The organism is Streptomyces sp. NPDC006435, from assembly GCF_040612315.1.
GTDB lineage: Bacteria > Actinomycetota > Actinomycetes > Streptomycetales > Streptomycetaceae > Streptomyces.
The window spans coordinates 1-16,665 of sequence record NZ_JBEXPY010000049.1 but is presented as its reverse complement, the minus strand read 5'-3'; the positions used below and the strand labels follow the sequence as shown (position 1 = coordinate 16,665).

General features: G+C 72.7%; 15 protein-coding genes and 1 pseudogene. 8 read left to right on the top strand and 8 right to left on the bottom strand.

Going from position 1 to position 16,665, the window contains the following annotated elements:
- Positions 1–256 precede the first annotated feature (256 nt).
- Positions 257–1,810, bottom strand: coding sequence for an N-acetylmuramoyl-L-alanine amidase (locus tag ABZZ04_RS32820; protein WP_356935876.1), 1,554 nt, complete (start codon positions 1,808–1,810; stop codon positions 257–259).
- Between the two features lie 474 nt (positions 1,811–2,284).
- Here ABZZ04_RS32820 and ABZZ04_RS32815 point away from each other — a divergent pair, with 474 nt between their 5' ends.
- Genes ABZZ04_RS32815 through ABZZ04_RS32805 form a run of 3 tightly spaced genes read left to right on the top strand, consistent with a single transcriptional unit; the run spans position 2,285 to position 4,711 of the window.
- Entirely contained in the window at positions 2,285–2,518 is a 234-nt protein-coding gene (locus ABZZ04_RS32815; protein WP_356935875.1) for a phosphopantetheine-binding protein, read from the top strand.
- Entirely contained in the window at positions 2,515–3,765 is a 1,251-nt protein-coding gene (locus ABZZ04_RS32810) for a beta-ketoacyl-[acyl-carrier-protein] synthase family protein (RefSeq protein ID WP_356935874.1), read from the top strand. The genes ABZZ04_RS32815 and ABZZ04_RS32810 overlap by 4 nt, the downstream gene beginning before the upstream one ends.
- 28 nt (positions 3,766–3,793) lie before the next feature.
- Positions 3,794–4,711, top strand: a complete 918-nt coding sequence (locus ABZZ04_RS32805; RefSeq protein ID WP_356935873.1) for an alpha/beta hydrolase — start codon at positions 3,794–3,796, stop codon at positions 4,709–4,711.
- 36 nt (positions 4,712–4,747) lie between these two features.
- Here ABZZ04_RS32805 and ABZZ04_RS32800 read toward each other — a convergent pair whose 3' ends face one another.
- Both ABZZ04_RS32800 and ABZZ04_RS32795 read right to left on the bottom strand, forming a co-directional pair.
- The gene (locus ABZZ04_RS32800; protein ID WP_356935872.1) at positions 4,748–5,116 is read right to left on the bottom strand and encodes a nuclear transport factor 2 family protein; all 369 of its coding nucleotides are present in this window, start codon (positions 5,114–5,116) and stop codon (positions 4,748–4,750) included.
- 149 nt (positions 5,117–5,265) lie between these two features.
- Complete coding sequence (locus ABZZ04_RS32795; RefSeq protein ID WP_356935871.1) at positions 5,266–5,718, bottom strand: DUF5709 domain-containing protein; 453 nt, start codon at positions 5,716–5,718, stop codon at positions 5,266–5,268.
- 250 nt (positions 5,719–5,968) lie between these two features.
- Between ABZZ04_RS32795 and ABZZ04_RS32790 the strand changes: the two genes are divergently transcribed.
- On the top strand, positions 5,969–6,235 hold the full coding sequence (locus ABZZ04_RS32790) for a DUF6296 family protein (protein WP_356935870.1): 267 nt from the start codon (positions 5,969–5,971) through the stop codon (positions 6,233–6,235).
- Between the two features lie 126 nt (positions 6,236–6,361).
- Here the strand turns inward: ABZZ04_RS32790 and ABZZ04_RS32785 are convergent, their stop codons facing one another.
- On the bottom strand, positions 6,362–6,781 hold the full coding sequence (locus ABZZ04_RS32785) for a cold shock domain-containing protein (protein ID WP_356935907.1): 420 nt from the start codon (positions 6,779–6,781) through the stop codon (positions 6,362–6,364).
- A gap of 202 nt (positions 6,782–6,983) precedes the next feature.
- Between ABZZ04_RS32785 and ABZZ04_RS32780 the strand changes: the two genes are divergently transcribed.
- Entirely contained in the window at positions 6,984–8,216 is a 1,233-nt protein-coding gene (locus ABZZ04_RS32780; RefSeq protein ID WP_356935869.1) for a winged helix DNA-binding domain-containing protein, read from the top strand.
- A 90-nt stretch (positions 8,217–8,306) separates the two neighbouring features.
- Here the strand turns inward: ABZZ04_RS32780 and ABZZ04_RS32775 are convergent, their stop codons facing one another.
- Entirely contained in the window at positions 8,307–9,149 is an 843-nt protein-coding gene (locus tag ABZZ04_RS32775) for a LuxR C-terminal-related transcriptional regulator (RefSeq protein ID WP_356935868.1), read from the bottom strand.
- 129 nt (positions 9,150–9,278) lie between these two features.
- Between ABZZ04_RS32775 and ABZZ04_RS32770 the strand changes: the two genes are divergently transcribed.
- Together ABZZ04_RS32770 and ABZZ04_RS32765 are read left to right on the top strand one after the other, a co-directional pair.
- Complete coding sequence (locus tag ABZZ04_RS32770) at positions 9,279–10,955, top strand: AMP-binding protein (RefSeq protein WP_356935867.1); 1,677 nt, start codon at positions 9,279–9,281, stop codon at positions 10,953–10,955.
- The gene (locus tag ABZZ04_RS32765) at positions 10,952–12,559 is read left to right on the top strand and encodes an AMP-binding protein (protein WP_356935866.1); all 1,608 of its coding nucleotides are present in this window, start codon (positions 10,952–10,954) and stop codon (positions 12,557–12,559) included. Before ABZZ04_RS32770 ends, ABZZ04_RS32765 begins: the two co-directional genes overlap by 4 nt.
- Positions 12,560–12,581: 22 nt before the next feature.
- Here the strand turns inward: ABZZ04_RS32765 and ABZZ04_RS32760 are convergent, their stop codons facing one another.
- The 3 genes and pseudogenes from ABZZ04_RS32760 to ABZZ04_RS32750 all read right to left on the bottom strand — a co-directional run.
- A complete protein-coding gene (locus ABZZ04_RS32760) occupies positions 12,582–12,803 on the bottom strand; it encodes a hypothetical protein (RefSeq protein ID WP_283854742.1) in 222 nt (73 codons plus the stop codon).
- 106 nt (positions 12,804–12,909) lie between these two features.
- Positions 12,910–13,434 carry a GNAT family N-acetyltransferase gene (locus ABZZ04_RS32755; protein WP_356935906.1) on the bottom strand — a complete coding sequence of 175 codons (525 nt, stop codon included), beginning with the start codon at positions 13,432–13,434 and terminating at the stop codon, positions 12,910–12,912.
- A gap of 51 nt (positions 13,435–13,485) precedes the next feature.
- A pseudogene (locus ABZZ04_RS32750) lies at positions 13,486–14,178 on the bottom strand (hypothetical protein); the annotation flags it as partial.
- Positions 14,179–14,504: 326 nt separating this feature from the next.
- Here ABZZ04_RS32750 and gcl point away from each other — a divergent pair.
- A complete protein-coding gene (gene gcl, locus ABZZ04_RS32745; RefSeq protein WP_356935865.1) occupies positions 14,505–16,280 on the top strand; it encodes a glyoxylate carboligase in 1,776 nt (591 codons plus the stop codon).
- The last annotated feature ends 385 nt before the right edge of the window (positions 16,281–16,665 follow it).

Genomic DNA, 16,665 nt, shown 5'->3' with positions numbered 1-16,665 from the left:
TGTCAAAACACTGCGGAAAGCGCCGCAGCACGTGAACTGCAAGAAGTACGAACTACGCAGTGAGGTTAGGAACGAGTCGGGAGAAACGTCAAGGGTTTCCGGAAGGTTGCCCGGACATTGCGCGCGTTTGACGCCCCGCGGGCGGTGTCCCGCCGGCCCGCCGTCCGAGTGACGGGCCGACGGGCGGAAGGGGACGGGCGGGGCGCCGCGGGTCCGTGCCGCGTCGCCCCGCCCGTGGGATGCCCGGAGGCGTCCGTCAGCGCCCGGCCTGCAGCGCCGCCCAGGTCTTGGCCCCCACGAGACCGTCGGCCACCAGGCCCCGGCTCGTCTGGTAGCTGCGCACCGCGGTCGTCGTCGCCGGCCCGAAGCTGCCGTCGACGGCGACCGTCGAGCCGAGCGCCGCGGTCAGCGAACGCTGGAGCCGCTTGACCGCGTCGCCCGACGAGCCCTCCTGGAGGGACGTCGCCGGACCCGCCGACAGCAGCGCGGTCCAGGTCTTGGCCCCCACGATGCCGTCGGCCACCAGGCCGCGCGCCTTCTGGTAGGCGATCGCCGCACTCTTGGTGGTCGGCCCGAAGCTGCCGTCCACCGCGCCCGCGTTCTGCCCCTGCTCGTTCAGCAGCTGCTGGACGGCCTTGACCTGGGCGCCCGTCGAGCCGCTCTGCTGGGTCGCGTACGAGGTGAAGCTCAGCCCGTCGCTGGTTTCGCCGCCGCCGTTGTCCCCGCCGACCAGCTGCATGTAGCGGTTCCAGTCCCAGTACGGGCCCGGGTCGGTGTGGTCGTTGCCCGGCACGTCCTTGTGGCCGAGGATGTGCGCCCGGTCCTTCGGGATGCCGTACCGGTCGCACAGGTACTTGGTCAGGGCCGCCGACGAGCGGTACATCGTGTCCGTGAACCAGGACGGGTCGTCGACGAAGCCCTCGTGCTCGATGCCGAGCGACGAGGCGTTGGCGCTCCGGGCGTGGTACGCGGTGTCGCTGTCGCGCACGGTCTGGGTGATCTGGCCGTCGGAGGACCGCACCACGTAGTGGGCGCTCACCTCCGCCGTCGGGTTCTGGAACCAGCTGATCGAGCCCGCGTACGAGCCCTGCGTGACGTGGACGACGACCTTGTCGATCTTCGCCGTGCGGCCCTTGGTGTAGTTGTTCGTGTGGGCCGCGGCCCACAGCGCCGACGGGTAGTCGGTGCTCCGGGTGCTCACGTCGGCCGCGGAGACCGAGCCCTTCTGCGGGGCGACCGGACGGCCCGTCACCGAGATCCGCTCGCCCCCGGGCACGACGGCGTCGAGCCCGTCGGCCAGGAAGGTGTAGACGGTGTCGGCGTACAGGGCGGCGAGGGCCCCCTGCGAGCCGCTGTACCGGGCGACGACCGGGTACCAGGCGTCGATGTCGTCGCGGTCCCGGGCGTCGAGACCGAGCTTGTCCGCGTGGGCGCGCAGCACCGCCGCGCCGCCCATGATGTTGGCCCCGGTGTCGGTGCGCAGCTCGGAGAGGGGTTCGCCGGTGAGGTCGGCGGCCCGTTCCAGGGACCGGTTGGTGGGGTTGCTCACCAGGTGCATCACGCCGTAGCCGTTGGCCTGGCTGGGACGTCCCGAGTGGCCGTCGAGGCGGGTCTCGCCGTAGCCGACGGCCGCGAGCAGATCACGGGGCACGTCGAACTCCGCGGCGGCCCGTGCGAACGCCCGGTCCATCGGATGGTCGTCGCCCGGGGCGGCGAGGGCCGGGGTACCGGTCGCGGTCAGGACGGTGGCGGTGAGGGCCGCGAGGACGGAGGCGCGGCCCGGGGTGAGGGCGGCGGGACGTCTGGGCATACCTGCTCCTGCTCGGTGGGTGGGGGGAGAAGAATGGCCCCCGGGCCCGAGTGGGGTGGGCCGAGGGGCCGCGAAGCCCGCTCAGACTATCCATCTGTTAAGGGCATGACAATCTTCTGACGGTGTGTCGAACTCCCTTTCACTCCAACGGAGTTGAGCAGTGTTCATGGATGCCCGATGACCTGCCCGGCAACCGGACCGGCGGCGTGGACCCGCGCCTCCCCGGGGTGCCGGCCACTCGGGTCCGGGGCCGCGGACGCCGGGACGCGGGGTGGCCCGGGCGCCGACACGCCGGTCGGCGCGGGCCGCCGGATTCGTACACCCGGACGCCCCAACGTCGTACGGGGGAACGCGGACCGGTTTCTTCTTCGCGAAGGCGTATAAAGGGTTCCTCCGGACCGGCCGGCGTCCCTCGATGGCACTCACCCCTCACGCGGCAGGGCGTCACCGCGTACGAGAGCGCAGGAGCGCCGCATGAGCACGGCAGAAGAGATCAACGACTTGCTGGTGGCGAACTTCGGGACCGACCCCCTCGCCATCCACCCCGAGGTGTCGCTGCGTCACCTCAAGCTCGACTCCCTCGCGCTGGAGGAGCTCCGGCTGCTCATCGAGGACCGGCTGGACGTCGACCTGGACGATGTGCACCTGACCTCCCGGGACACCGTCGGACGGCTCGTCGACGCGGTGCACCGCAGGATTGCCGCGTGACGGGCCGCCCGTACAGCCCCGAGCCGTTCGCCGCCGCCGTCACCGGGATCGGCCTGGTCACCGCGGCGGGCACCGGCGCCGGGGCCACCTGGAGCGCCGTCACCGGGGCGTCGGACCCGCCCTCGGTCCTGCACCGGCCCGAACTCCACGGCCTGCCCTGCGACTTCATGTACACCATCACCGGCCTCGACCCCCGGACCGTGCTCGGGGTGGCCACCGCGCGGCTGATGGACCGCTTCTCGCAACTGGCCGTCATCGCGGCCCGCGAGGCCGTCGCCGACGCCGGACTCGACCCCCTGCTCTGGGACGGCGGACGGGTCGCCGTCGTCATCGGCTCCGCCCACGGCGGACTGCCCTTCTACGACGAGCAGCACACGATCCTCGCCGAACGCGGCGCCCGCCGGGTCTCCCCGAAACTCGCCCCGCTCACCGTCGTCAACGGCGCGGCCAGCAGCGTCGCCACCGACCTGGGCGCCCTCGGCCCGAGCCAGGCCGTCTCCACCGCGTGCTCCTCCGGCACCGTCGCCGTCGGCACCGCCCACCAGATGCTCCGCACCGGCGCCTGCGACGTCGTCGTCGCGGGCGGCGCCGAATCGGTCTGCTCCCGGCTGCTGATCGCCAGCGCCTGCCAGCTGAAGGCCGTCTCCACCCGGCGCGAGGACCCCGGGGCCGCCTGCCGCCCCTTCGACGTCCACCGCGACGGCTTCGTCGTCGGCGAGGGCGCCGGACTCCTCGTGATGGAGCGGCCGGAGCACGCCCGGGCCCGCGGCGCCACCGTCCGCGCCCACGTCGCCGGTTACGGGGCCGCCTGCGACGCCTACTCCGCCGTCGCCCCCGACCCCGGGGGCCGGGGCATCGAACGGGCGCTGCGCACCGCGCTCGCGGACGCCGGGATCGACGCCCGGGACGTCGGACACGTCAACGCCCACGGCACCTCGACCGTCTCCAACGACCTCATCGAGGCGACGATGCTGCGCCGGGTCGTCGGCGAACACCCCCTGGTCACCTCGACGAAGGCGATGACCGGGCACACGCTCGGGGCGGCCGGCGGCATCGAGACCGCGCTGACCGTGCTGGCGCTCCAGCACCAACTCGTCCCGCCCACCGTGAACCTCGACGCCCCCGACCCCGGCATCCCCGTCGACGTGGTGAGCAAGGAGGCCCGGCGGGGAACGTTCGACGCGGCCGTCAAGACCTCGCTCGGCTTCGGCGGACACAATGCCGCACTCGTCCTCACCAGGCCCTGACCGGAAACCCCAGAGACACGGAGCCATCATGGCCGACGAGATCATCCGGACCCTGTCGGTGGACGGACTGCGCTACGGCTACCGGGTCCTGCGACAGCCCGCCCCGCGCACCGAGCCGGTCATCGTGCTCGGCGGCGCGCTCCAGGGGATGCACGGCTGGCCGCAGATGGACGACCACCTGGGGCCGCTCGCCTCCGTCGTCACCGCCGACCTGCCCGGCATGGGGGACGCCGACCCCATGCCGGCCGGCACCGGCAACGAGGTCCTGTGCGCCGCCGTCGCCGGGATCATCGACGACCTCGGCGTGCCGAAGGTCAACCTCTTCGGGTTCTCCTACGGCACGGCGATCGCCTTCGGCTGCGCCCGGCGCGACCCCGGCCGCGTCGCCCGGCTGGTCCTCGGCGGGGTGCCGTCCCACATCACTGACGACCAGCGCGACCGGTGGAGCCGCGCCGTCGGCCGACTGGAGACGGGCGACCTGGAGGGGCTCGCCGCCCTGGCCGCCGGGGTGCTGATGTGCCAGGACCCGGAGCGCCGGGTCCACCGGGGCGAACTGGCGCAGCGCTACGTGCGGCGCTCGTTCCTGCACGCCCTGAACCATTCCCCGCACGCCGCGCGGTCCCTGCACCGGGCGCTGGAGCACCGGCCGGACTTCTCCGGCGGACTGACGGGCGTACCAGCCCTCGTCTTCGCCGGTGAGCACGACACGGTGACCTCGCCCGAACGGCAGCGCGCCTTCGCGGCCACGATCGAGGGCAGCCGGTTCGTCACGATCGGGGAGTCCGACCACTGGGTCGTCCTGGAGCGGCCGGACGACGTCGCGGACCTCGCGGCCCGCTTCTTCACCGACCGCCCGCTGGAGCAGGCCCCCGGCCTCGCCGCGCTCCCCGCCCAGGCCCGCGCGGCGTCGCCGCGGGTGGCCGGGTCGCCCGCGACCAAGCGGTGACCGGGCTGCGGGGAGGCGCGGCGGCCCGCCGGTTCTTCAGGCCCCGGGGACGCGGTCGAGGAAGCCGCTGACCGAGGCGATGCGTCCGTCGTCGGCGAGGGTGATCACGTCCGACCCGGCGACGGGCGCCGAGCCGTCGGTGGTGGAGACCAGTTCCCAGCCGAAGCGCACGATGTCGTGGTGCCCGTCGTGGGCGCCGGCCGGCCGGAACTCGAAGCCGGGGAACTGCTGGTGGGCACCGCTGATCGTGGCCGCGAGCCCGTCGTGGCCGCGCACGTCGGCCAACGGGTCGGTGTAGGTGGCCTCCTCGGTGAAAGCGGCCGCGACAGCCTTCTCCAGGTCCTCGGGCGTGGTGGCGTTCCAGGCGGTGAAGTAGCGCCGGACGGCGTCCTCGTGCACGGTCATCGGGTGTGTCCTCTCCTCGCGGTCCGGCCCGGGGCCGGCTTCCGTGTGCTGGTGAGGACCACGATGGCCCGGCGCGCGCGGGGCGTCGATTACTTCCGGGGTCATGGCCGGGGCCGGGAGGGGAAGGGCGGGGCGGTGCGGGGGCGGTCCTACCCGTCCGACACCACGTGCATGGCCGCTTCCTCGGCGGAGGCCCCGGCCCCGTCGATGCCGACGTCCTCGGCCGCCAGGGTGTCCGGCTCGTCGATGTCCAGCTGCCGGGTGAGCCGGCCGGCGCGCACCGTGCCGACCTCGCCGTCCCACGGCTCGCCGTCGCCGTCGGAGAGGTCCCCCATGCCGTCCCCGTCGCCGTCGGCCCCGGCGGTGTCGGGCAGTTCCCTGGCCAGCCGGCTCTCCAGCGACTCACCGGTGTGCTGCTCGGCGGCGGTGGTGCCCAGGTCCTCCACCGCCCATGGGCGCTCGGGCGGGGAGTAGCCCTCGTCGAGCGCGTCGGCCAGCCCCCGGTCGTCCAGGGTGTCCTCGACGTCGAGCTGTTCCATGGGGTCCGAGGCCTCCGGCTGCTGGGGCTGGTAGACGTCATCTCCCCTGTCGGCATCATTCATGGTGTGTCCCTTCCCGATCCTCGGGGATCCCGGTCGCACATGCCGTGCATGCCGTGCACGCGACGCATACGACTCGGGACAAAGGGGGCCTTCGTGCGGTGTGTGCCCGAATGTCGTCGAACCGCCCGTACGGGTTCAGGATAAGTGGCCGGGGCGCGAGGCCGCTGCTCGGGCGTGACGGGCCGGACGGAGGGACCATGGGAGGTACAAGGCGGAAGATGCCCTGCCCCATCCGTCACGGGAGACCCCCATGGATTACCCGGAGAGCTATCAGCTGGTGTTTCAGGCGTCCGCGGTGGAGGACGACACGGTGACCGTCTGGCGCACCGCGCAGTCGGGGGCGGGCGGGTACCCGGTCTACGAGGACGAGACCGGCATCGTGCGTGCGGAGATCAGCGACCGGGGCGAGGTCCGCATGCTGGCCAGTGGCGGACACCAGGTGCTCGGCACCCCGCTCGTGGTGCGGGAGGCGGAGGGCGGACAACTGGGCGCGCCCCGCGGTGGCGGACGGGTGTAAGGGTTGTCCCGCGGGCGGGCCGGCGCGGAGGGAACCGGCCCGGACGGCGCGACGCCCCGCGGACCGGTACGACCCGAGGGGTCCGGTCGCGGGGCGTCGGCCCTGCTGTGTGCGTGCCGTCCGGGATCAGCCCTCGGTCCACCCGCGGTTCTTCGCGAACTGCAGCAACCCGCGCCGGATCTGCAGGATCTGGGACCCCGTCAGCGTCGGTGCCGACTCCAGCAGGACGTCGGTGACGTCCCGCGTGAACTCGGACGGGCTGAGCACGTCGCACAGTGCGTCGTCGTCCGCGGCGCCGGAGACCACTGCGGGCCTCGGCGGGGTCACGGGCTTCCCGTCGGCCCCCTCGGCGAGCCGGACCGACGAGGCCTTCAGCCCGCGGTCGCCGTCCTCGATCTCGAACTCGACAGCCGTGCCCGTATGCACATAGGACTCGGGGATCAACATGTCGTTCACATGGAGAAAGACATCCTCACCACCGTGATCGGGTGCGATGAACCCGTATCCCCGAGCTCCGTCGAACCGCACGACGCGACCAGAAACCACACCAACCCCCAAGAAAGAACCGGGCCCCTTGCCCGTTCGCCACACATGGCTCGACCGGAGAATAGCCCTGGTCGATCGGGTCGCGCGACCCGATCGCAACAATCGGCTCCGGCCCGCCCGGGCGGGCGACGGGGCGGGCGAATCGCCACGCGTTCCCCGATGAGGACCGAAGCTGTCCGCAAGGGTGCGTACCGTGCCGTTCATGGCCGCCACGAAGAAGTCCACCGCCACGAAGAGCCCCGCCGCCAAAGAGAGCTCCGCCGCCACGAGGGCGGTCGCCGCGAAGGGGCCCGCCGCGCCCGCGGTGCTGTCCACCCGTGCGCTGAACCGCGCCACGCTGGAGCGCCAGCTGCTGCTGCGCCGCACCGCGATGCCGGCGAAGGACGCCGTGGAGCATCTGGTCGGCCTCCAGGCGCAGAACGTCAAGCCGCCCTACTACCAGCTCCTCGCCCGCCTCGACGGCTTCGATCCGGCCGAGCTCGCCGCGCTGCTGGAGTCCCGCGAAGCGGTCCGCATGGTCACCCTGCGGTCCACCATCCATCTGCACACCGCCGCCGACGCGCTCACCCTGCGCCCGTTCGTCCAGCCGGCGCGCGACCGGGAGGTCAAGCTGTTCCGCAAGGGGCTCGTCGGGGTGGACCCGGACCGGCTCAAGGAGGCCGCCCGGGAACTCGTCGAGGAGCGGCCCCGTACGCCCAAGGAGATCCGCGAGGCGCTGGCGGCGCGGTGGCCCGACGCCGACCCGCAGTCCCTGGGGACGGCCGCCCGCTGTCTGCTGCCGCTGGTCCAGGTCACCCCGCGCGGGGTGTGGGGCAGGAGCGGCCAGGTCGCGCTGACCACCGTCGGGCACTGGCTCGACGGCGCCCGGGAACGGGTCCCCTCCCCGGACGACCTGGTCCTGCGCTACCTGGGGGCCTTCGGGCCCGCCTCCGTCCGGGACATGCAGAGCTGGGCAGGGCTGACCCGGCTGCGCGAGGTCTTCGAACGGCTGCGCCCGCGGCTGATCACCTTCCGGGACGCGAACGGGACCGAACTCTTCGACCTGCCGGACGCCCCGCGCCCGGACGAGGACACCCCCGCCCCGCCCCGCTTCCTGCCCGAGTTCGACAACGTGCTGCTCGGCCACGCGGACCGCACGCGCGTGATCCCGCCGCGGTACCGGGGACGCAACGGGAACGGCAACCAGGCGTACGGCGCGGTGCTGGTCGACGGCTTCCTCGCGGCGATCTGGCGACTGGGCGCCGACACCGGTCCGGAGACCGGTTCGGGACCGGGCTCCGGGGCCGTGACCCTCACCGTGCAGCCGCTCGGCGACCTCGGCCGTACCGACCGCGACGCCGTCACCGTGGAGGCCATGCGGATGCTCACCACCATGACGGCGCCGGACGCCGCCGCGTACGACATCAGGTTCGCGACGTTCGTCGACTTCGACTGAGGACTGAGAACTGAGAACTGAGAACTGAGGACGGCGGGCGGCGGGGCCACCACCGGGAAAAGGGCCCGCGGCGGCCGGGCTGCGGCGGGTCTACGGCAGCAGCCCCGCGCGCCGGGCCGCCACCACGGCCTCCAGCCGGGTGTGCGCCCCCAGCTTGCGCATCGCCGAACGCAGATACCCCTTGACCGTCTCCGGCCGCAGCCCGAGCCGCTCCGCCGCCGTCGCGTTCGTCGCCCCCGACGCCACACAGGCCAGCACGTCCACCTCGCGCGGCGCCAGCCGCACCCCGCAGGGCTCCGGCGTGCGGGCACCCGCCGCCGACGCGAGCCGCCCGCACACCGACAGCAGCTCCTCGCGCAGGGCCGGGTCGACCACCTTCGGGACCAGGGAACGCAGCTCGCGGTGCGCCTCGCGGACGTCCTCCCACGCCTCCGGGGCCGCCCTCGGGTCCGTCACCTGCTCCCGGGTCGTGGCCAGCAGCTGCTGCACCTCGTCCCGCACGACCAGGGCCTGCTCCACGTCCCGGGCGGCGGACACCGCCGCGTCGAACGTGCGGTCCCCGAGCGTGATCGGCTCGCGCAGCGCCCCGTACAGCACCCCGCGCACCCTGCGCCGTACGACGACGGGCACCGCGACCACCGAGCGCAGGCCCTCCGCCGCGACGGCCAGGTCGTACTCGTGGCTGATATGGCGCGAGGAGTGGTAGTCGGTCACCGCGCACGGGCGGGACAGGGCGATCGCCTTGCCGCCGAGCCCGCTGCCCGCCGAGATGACGAGACCGCGCAGGGCGGCGGTCTGCGCCCCGTTCAGCTCGGCGATGCGGGCATGACGGGCATCGGCGAGCAGTCCGCCGAAGGCCACGGGCAGTCCGCTGGTCCGGCGCAGCCGCAGCAGCGCGGCTTGCATCTCGACCGCATCGACGGATTCCGGCACGCTGACGCCTCCCTGCCCGGTCCGGGGGATCGGCCACCCCTCACTGCACCCCCGTTCGGGGGTGGTGAGACCTGGGTCACTGTTTACATGATGTTAAGTGACCGGTCCGGTCCGCAATGAGGAGGGCACATGTCGGCAACCAGTGCGACGGAGACGTTCCGGGCCGCCCGGGACTTTCTGCTGCGGCATCGCGAGGACTACCTCGCGGCCTACGAGGGCTTCCGCTGGCCCCGCAGCGATCACTTCAACTGGGCGCTCGACTGGTTCGACGTCATCGCCGAGAACAACGACCGCACCGCCCTGCACATCGTGGAGGAGGACGGCGGCCGCACCGAGGTGTCCTTCGCACAGATGTCGGCCCGCTCCAACCGGGCCGCGAACTGGCTGCGCGCCCGGGGCGTACGGGCCGGGGACCGCATCCTCGTCATGCTCGGCAACCAGGTCGAGCTGTGGGAGACCGCCCTCGCCGCGATGAAGCTGCGCGCCGTCGTCATCCCCGCCACCCCGCTGCTGGGCCCGGTCGACCTGCGCGACCGGGTGGAGCGCGGCCGGGTCCGGCACGTCCTGGTGCGGGACACCGACACCGCCAAGTTCGACGAGGTGCCCGGCGACTACACCCGGATCTCCGTCGGCGCGGAGGTGCCCGGCTGGCTGTCGTACACCGGCGCCGACGAGCAGCCGGAGACCTTCGAGGCGGACCGGGAGACCGACGCCGACGAGCCGCTGATGCTCTACTTCACCTCCGGCACGACCGCCAGCCCCAAGCTCGTCGAGCACACCCACGTCTCCTACCCCGTGGGCCACCTGGCGACGATGTACTGGATCGGCCTCAAGCCCGGGGACGTCCACCTCAACATCTCCTCGCCCGGCTGGGCCAAGCACGCCTGGTCCAACCTCTTCGCGCCCTGGAGCGCCGAGGCGACCGTCTTCATCTTCAACTACACCCGCTTCGACGCCGGCCGGCTGATGGCCGAGATGGACCGCTCGGGCGTCACCAGCTTCTGCGCCCCGCCCACCGTCTGGCGGATGCTGATCCAGGCCGACCTCTCCCAGCTGAAGACTCCGCCGCGGGAGGTCGTCGCGGCCGGTGAACCGCTGAACCCGGAGGTCATCGAGACGGTGCGGCGGATCTGGGGCGTCACCATCCGGGACGGCTTCGGCCAGACCGAGACCGCCGTGCAGGTCGCCAACAGCCCCGGTCAGCTCCTCAAGGCCGGTTCGATGGGACGGCCCAGCCCCGGCTTCCGGGTCGAGCTCCTGGACCCGGTCACCGGTGAGCCCGGCGCGCTGGAGGGCGAGATCTCCCTCGACCTGTCGGACCGCCCGGTGGGCCTGATGACCGGCTACCACGGCGACCCGGACCGGACCGCCGAGGCCATGGCCGGCGGCTACTACCGCACCGGCGACATCGGCTCCCGCGACGAGGACGGCTACATCACCTACGTCGGCCGCGCCGACGACGTCTTCAAGGCGTCCGACTACAAGATCTCGCCGTTCGAGCTGGAGAGCGCGCTGCTGGAGCACGAGGCGGTCGCCGAGGCCGCGGTCGTCCCCGCCCCCGACCCGGTCCGGCTCGCCGTCCCGAAGGCGTACGTCGTCCTGGCGGAGGGCTGGGAGCCCGGCCCCGACACCGCGAAGCTGCTGTTCGAGCACTCCCGGTCGGTCCTCGCCCCGTACAAGCGGATCCGCAGGCTGGAGTTCGCCGAGCTGCCCAAGACCGTCTCCGGCAAGATCCGCCGCATCGAACTGCGCGAGCGCACGGCTCAGGGCACCGGCACCGAGTACGACGAGGGGGACCTGCGATGAGTGAGCTCTCCTACGCGCACGGCGCCGCCACCACACCACTGCTCGGCGACACCATAGGACGCAACCTCGACCGGGCGGTCGAGGCGTTCGGCGAGCGCGAGGCGCTGGTGGACGTCCCGTCGGGACGGCGCTGGACGTACGCCGAGTTCGGTGCCGCGGTCGACGAACTGGCCCGCGCGCTCATGGCGTCGGGCGTGGCCAAGGGGGACCGGGTCGGGATCTGGGCGATCAACTGCCCGGAGTGGGTGCTCGTGCAGTACGCCACCGCCCGCATCGGCGCCGTCATGGTCAACATCAACCCCGCGTACCGGGCGCACGAGCTGGAGTACGTACTGAACCAGGCCGGGATCTCGCTCCTGGTCGCCTCGCTCTCGCACCGCACCAGCGACTACCGCGCCCTGGTCGACCAGGTCCGTGCCGGCTGCCCCGCGCTGCGCGCCGTGCACTACATCGGCGACCCGAGCTGGGACGAACTGCTGGCCGGCGCCGGGTCCGTGACGCCGGAGCAGCTCGCCGCGCGCGAGGCCGAGCTGTCCTGCGACGACCCGATCAACATCCAGTACACCTCGGGCACGACCGGCTTCCCCAAGGGGGCCACGCTCTCCCACCACAACATCCTCAACAACGGTTACTTCGTCGGGGAGCTGATCGCCTACACCGAGCAGGACCGGGTCTGTCTGCCGGTGCCCTTCTACCACTGCTTCGGCATGGTCATGGGCAACCTCGGCGCCACCTCGCACGGCGCCTGCATCGTGATCCCGGCCCCCGCCTTCGAGGCCGCCGCCGTCCTCGCCGCCGTGCAGCAGGAACGCTGCACCTCGCTCTACGGCGTCCCCACCATGTTCATCGCGGAGCTGAACCTCCCCGACTTCGGCTCGTACGACCTCTCCTCGCTGCGCACCGGCATCATGGCCGGATCGACCTGCCCGGTCGAGGTGATGAGGCGGGTCGTCGCCGAGATGCACATGGCGGAGGTGTCCATCTGCTACGGCATGACGGAGACCTCGCCGGTCTCCACCCAGACCCGCCGCGACGACGACCTGGAACGCCGCACCGGGACCACCGGCCGCGTCATGCCGCACATCGAGGTCAAGGTCGTCGACCCGGTGACCGGGGTGACGCTGGAGCGCGGTGAGGCGGGCGAACTCTGCACCCGCGGCTACAGCGTGATGCTCGGTTACTGGGAACAGCCCGAACGCACCGCGGAGGCGATCGACGCGGGCCGCTGGATGCACACCGGCGACCTCGCGGTGATGCGGGAGGACGGCTACGTACAGATCGTCGGCCGGATCAAGGACATGATCATCCGGGGCGGCGAGAACATCTATCCGCGGGAGATCGAGGAGTTCCTGCACCGCCACCCGAAGATCGCGGACGTGCAGGTGGTGGGCATTCCCGACGACACCTACGGCGAGGAGGTCCTGGCCTGCGTCATCCCGAAGGACCCGGCGGACCCGCCGACGCCGGACGAGGTGACGGAGTACTGCCGCGAGCAGCTGGCCCACTACAAGATCCCGCGGCGGCTGCAGATCCTGGAGACCTTCCCGATGACGGTCAGCGGGAAGGTCCGGAAGATCGAACTGCGGGAGGGCTACGGCCGGTAGGGCCGACCCGGCCCGGGTGCGGTCAGGCGGCCTCGATGATGTCGCCGGTACCGCCCCGGGTCGCGGCCGCCCATTCGATCAGCAGTACCTCGTAGGCGGCGGACTCCACGGAGGACCAGTCCTGGCCCGCCCGGGCGTCCACGAAGGCCCGTATCGCCTCGTTCGCCTGGGCGGCGGAGCGGGGCCTGGAACGGGTCGCGCGCGGTCTGTCGGTGGATGGGGTGTGCCGTGCAGTTAAAACCATGGGCACCACTTTAGGGCCCGCCACTGACACAGGCCGAACATTTGTGGCGCCCTGGCCCGAACGTGACCGATCGCACTCTCTGTCGTCGTTTGATTCCGGTGGGGTGCTACGGCCGTGCGGTGCGCGGGATTTCGCGCCGCATGCAGACCCGTGGCCAGCGGTCCAGGCCGTGTTCGGCCTCCTCCGCCCTGATCTTCCGCAGCCCGTCGGTGAGTTCCGCTTCGCCGAGCGTGCGGAAGCCGAGCCGGGCGTAGTACGGCGCGTTCCACGGGACGTGCGAGAAGGTCGTCAGGGTGAGCGCGTCCAGCCCCCGGCCGGCCGCCCACCCGTCGAGGTGGGCGATGAGCGCGGCGCCCAGGCCGCGCCGCGCGACGGACGGATGCACGGAGACCTGCTCGATGTGGGCCGCCCCGTCGACCGGATCGGCGATCAGGTAGCCGACCGGGTGGTCGTCGGGGTCCGCCGCGACCCAGGCCCGGCCGGCCCGGCGGTATTCGTCCAGCAGGTCGAGGGGCGGCGGGTCGTCGTCCGCGACGGAGGTCATGCCGAGCGTGCGGAACGGCTCGCCGGCGGCGCGCTCGATGTCCTGGAGCAGCGGGAGATCGGAGCGGCGGGCGGTACGGATGCGCATGCGCACAGTATGTCGCCCCGGGTCGTCCGGCCCGGACGGGAATGCCCGGACCCCGGTGCCGAGCAGCTCGTCGGCCGGGCCGTTGACCGGCCGGGGCGTACCCGCGTCCATCGTGAACAGCGGCACGCCCAGCCCGTCCGCGCGCGCCTCCGCGTCCGGCGCGTAGCCCGCGACCGAGAAGAACACACCGGTGGCCGACGCGCCGAGGGCGTGCAGCCAGAGGCACTCGACGTCGCGCAGGGCGGTCGTGCGGGCCGACGCGTCGACCCGGGCCAGCAGCCCGGGGGCCCGCAGGTCGATCCACGCGGGGGAGGGCCGTGACGGCCGCACGACGTCCCAGCAGCCCAGCCACCGCAGGTACCGGGCCGCGGTGGCGACCGCGTCGTCCGCGCCGTGGACGGCCGCGGCCCGGAACGCCGGCCGGGGCGTCGGCGCGGTGCGCGGCAGCGGGATGTGGGACGGCGGGGCCGCGTCGCAGGGAGGTTCCGCCGGCCGGACCGGTATGCGCAGCACCGCCCCGCAGAGGCAGTACAGCTCCGGCCGCGGCCACTGGTCGTGGCGTCCGCAGCCGGGGCAGCGCACCGTCACCCAGTCGTCGTTCCAGGTGCGGTGGGTGATCGGTACGGCCGGGGCGCCGGGCAGCAGGGACGGGGCGGTCGGGGTGCCGCACGGGCAGGGGTAGGCCGGGGCGCTGTACGCGTGGTCGCGGCCGCAGGCCGGGCAGCGTACCGGCACCGACTCCACGATGGTCTCCCTCCGGGCCCGGGGCCCGCCCCGCGACGGGCGCCGGGTCGGCGCACCGGAACACACCGGTGCCGGCCGGCGGGCCCACTCCGTTCCCACCCATGGTTCACCAGGAGCGGGGCGCCGGGGAGGTACTTGGCGCATTTCGCGGGCCGGTCCCGGCGCACGGGCCGCGGTGTGCGCCGTCCCTTGACGGCCGTCGGACCACACTTTAAATTTACTTCCGTATAACAGAATCAATTTTCCGCAATACGGAATTGGTGCTCTCAGGTGGCGCGACAGGGCCCGAATCCGCCAGATCCCGGCAGGAGCACTCAATGCCTCGAATGACCGCCGCCCGAGCGGCAGTTGAGATCCTCAAGCGTGAAGGCGTCAGCAACGCGTTCGGCGTGCCGGGCGCGGCGATCAACCCCTTCTACGCGGCCCTCAAGGCCTCCGGCGGGGTTCACCACACGCTCGCCCGGCACGTCGAGGGCGCCTCCCACATGGCGGAGGGGTACACCCGGGCACGCCCGGGCAACATCGGCGTCTGCATCGGCACGTCGGGGCCGGCCGGCACCGACATGATCACCGGCCTCTACTCGGCCATCGCCGACTCGATCCCGATCCTCTGCATCACCGGCCAGGCCCCCACCGCCGTGCTCCACAAGGAGGACTTCCAGGCGGTCGACATCGCCTCGATCGCGGCGCCCGTCACCAAGGCCGCGACCACCGTCCTGGAGGCCGCCCAGGTCCCCGGCGTCTTCCAGCAGGCGTTCCACCTGATGCGTACGGGCCGCCCCGGCCCGGTCCTCATCGACCTGCCGATCGACGTGCAGCTCACCGAGATCGAGTTCGACCCCGACCTGTACGAGCCGCTGCCGGTGCACAAGCCCGCCGCGACCCGCAAGCAGATCGAGCGCGCGATCGGGATGCTGAACGCCTCCGAGCGCCCGCTGCTCGTCGCGGGCGGCGGCGTCATCAACGCCGATGCATCCGAACTCCTGGTGGAATTCGCCGAGTTGACGGGCATTCCGGTCGTCCCGACGCTGATGGGCTGGGGCATCATCCCCGACGACCACGACCTGAACGCGGGCATGGTCGGCCTGCAGACCTCGCACCGCTACGGCAACGCGAACTTCCTGGAGTCCGATTTCGTCCTCGGCATCGGCAACCGCTGGGCCAACCGGCACACGGGCAGGCTCGACGTCTACACGGCGGGCCGTACGTTCGTGCACGTGGACATCGCGCCCACCCAGATCGGCAAGATCTTCGCCCCGGACCTCGGCATCGTCTCCGACGCGAAGGCGGCGCTGGAACTGTTCGTGGAGGTCGCCCGCGAGCTGAAGGCGGCCGGCGAGCTCCCGGACCGCTCGGCCTGGGCCGCCTCCACCCAGGAGCGCCGGGCCACGCTGCAGCGCCGCACGCACTTCGACGACGTGCCGCTGAAGCCGCAACGGGTGTACGAGGAGATGAACCGGGCGTTCGGACCCGAGACCCGGTACGTCACCACGATCGGCCTCTCCCAGATCGCCGGCGCCCAGATGCTGCACGTCCACCGGCCGCGCCACTGGATCAACTGCGGCCAGGCCGGGCCGCTCGGCTGGACCATCCCGGCCGCGCTCGGCGTCGCCACGGCCGACCCGGAGGGCTCGGTCGTCGCGCTCTCGGGCGACTACGACTTCCAGTTCATGCTGGAGGAGCTGGCCGTCGGCGCGCAGCACCGCATCCCGTACGTCCACGTCCTGGTGAACAACTCCTACCTGGGGCTGATCCGCCAGGCGCAGCGCAACTTCGACATCGACTTCCAGGTCAACCTGGAGTTCGAGAACCTCAACTCCCCGGAGTTGGGCGTCTACGGCGTCGACCACGTCAAGGTCGTCGAGGGGCTGGGCTGCAAGGCGATCCGGGTCACCGAGCCGGACCGGCTGCTGCCCGCCTTCGAGGAGGCGAAGAAGCTGGCCGCCGAGTTCCGGGTCCCGGTGGTGGTCGAGGCGATCCTGGAGCGCGTGACGAACATCGCGATGAGCGGTACGGACATCGCGTCCGTCAACGAGTTCGAGGATCTCGCCACGGAGCCGTCCCACGCGCCGACCGCGATCCGCCCGCTCGCGGTGTCCTGAGCGCCCTCCGGCCGGCCGCGGCCCCCGCCCCGAATCCCGGGGCGGGGGCCGCGGCGTATCCGTTCCATGGGGGGGCGAGGGCTCCGCGCCGGGACGGCCACGGCACCGTGCGGGCCGGGCCCCGGGCCGTCGTGCGCGGCCCCGGTCCGTACGCGGCTCGGTAACGGGTCGCCGCACGGGAAAGGGGAGGACGCGTGGGAAGGGGAGGACACGCGGGAAAGGGCCGGTGCGGGGAAAGGGAAGGGCGCGCGGAAAGGGGAGGGCACGCGAAAGCGGCCGGGGGGGGGGGGGGGGGGGGCGCGGGGGGCGGGGGGCCCCGCCCCCCCCCCCCACCCCCGAGCGGGGGCGGGGGGCGGCGCCCCCCGCGGGGCGCCCCCCCCCCCCG

Coding starts and splice junctions, on each gene's coding strand:
- ABZZ04_RS32820 (WP_356935876.1), bottom strand. CDS start 1,810: ATGCCCAGACGTCCCGCCGCCCTCACCCCGGGCCGCGCCTCCGTCCTC.
- ABZZ04_RS32815 (WP_356935875.1), top strand. CDS start 2,285: ATGAGCACGGCAGAAGAGATCAACGACTTGCTGGTGGCGAACTTCGGG.
- ABZZ04_RS32805 (WP_356935873.1), top strand. CDS start 3,794: ATGGCCGACGAGATCATCCGGACCCTGTCGGTGGACGGACTGCGCTAC.
- ABZZ04_RS32800 (WP_356935872.1), bottom strand. CDS start 5,116: ATGACCGTGCACGAGGACGCCGTCCGGCGCTACTTCACCGCCTGGAAC.
- ABZZ04_RS32795 (WP_356935871.1), bottom strand. CDS start 5,718: ATGAATGATGCCGACAGGGGAGATGACGTCTACCAGCCCCAGCAGCCG.
- ABZZ04_RS32790 (WP_356935870.1), top strand. CDS start 5,969: ATGGATTACCCGGAGAGCTATCAGCTGGTGTTTCAGGCGTCCGCGGTG.
- ABZZ04_RS32780 (WP_356935869.1), top strand. CDS start 6,984: ATGGCCGCCACGAAGAAGTCCACCGCCACGAAGAGCCCCGCCGCCAAA.
- ABZZ04_RS32770 (WP_356935867.1), top strand. CDS start 9,279: ATGTCGGCAACCAGTGCGACGGAGACGTTCCGGGCCGCCCGGGACTTT.
- ABZZ04_RS32765 (WP_356935866.1), top strand. CDS start 10,952: ATGAGTGAGCTCTCCTACGCGCACGGCGCCGCCACCACACCACTGCTC.
- ABZZ04_RS32760 (WP_283854742.1), bottom strand. CDS start 12,803: ATGGTTTTAACTGCACGGCACACCCCATCCACCGACAGACCGCGCGCG.
- ABZZ04_RS32755 (WP_356935906.1), bottom strand. CDS start 13,434: ATGCGCATCCGTACCGCCCGCCGCTCCGATCTCCCGCTGCTCCAGGAC.
- gcl (WP_356935865.1), top strand. CDS start 14,505: ATGACCGCCGCCCGAGCGGCAGTTGAGATCCTCAAGCGTGAAGGCGTC.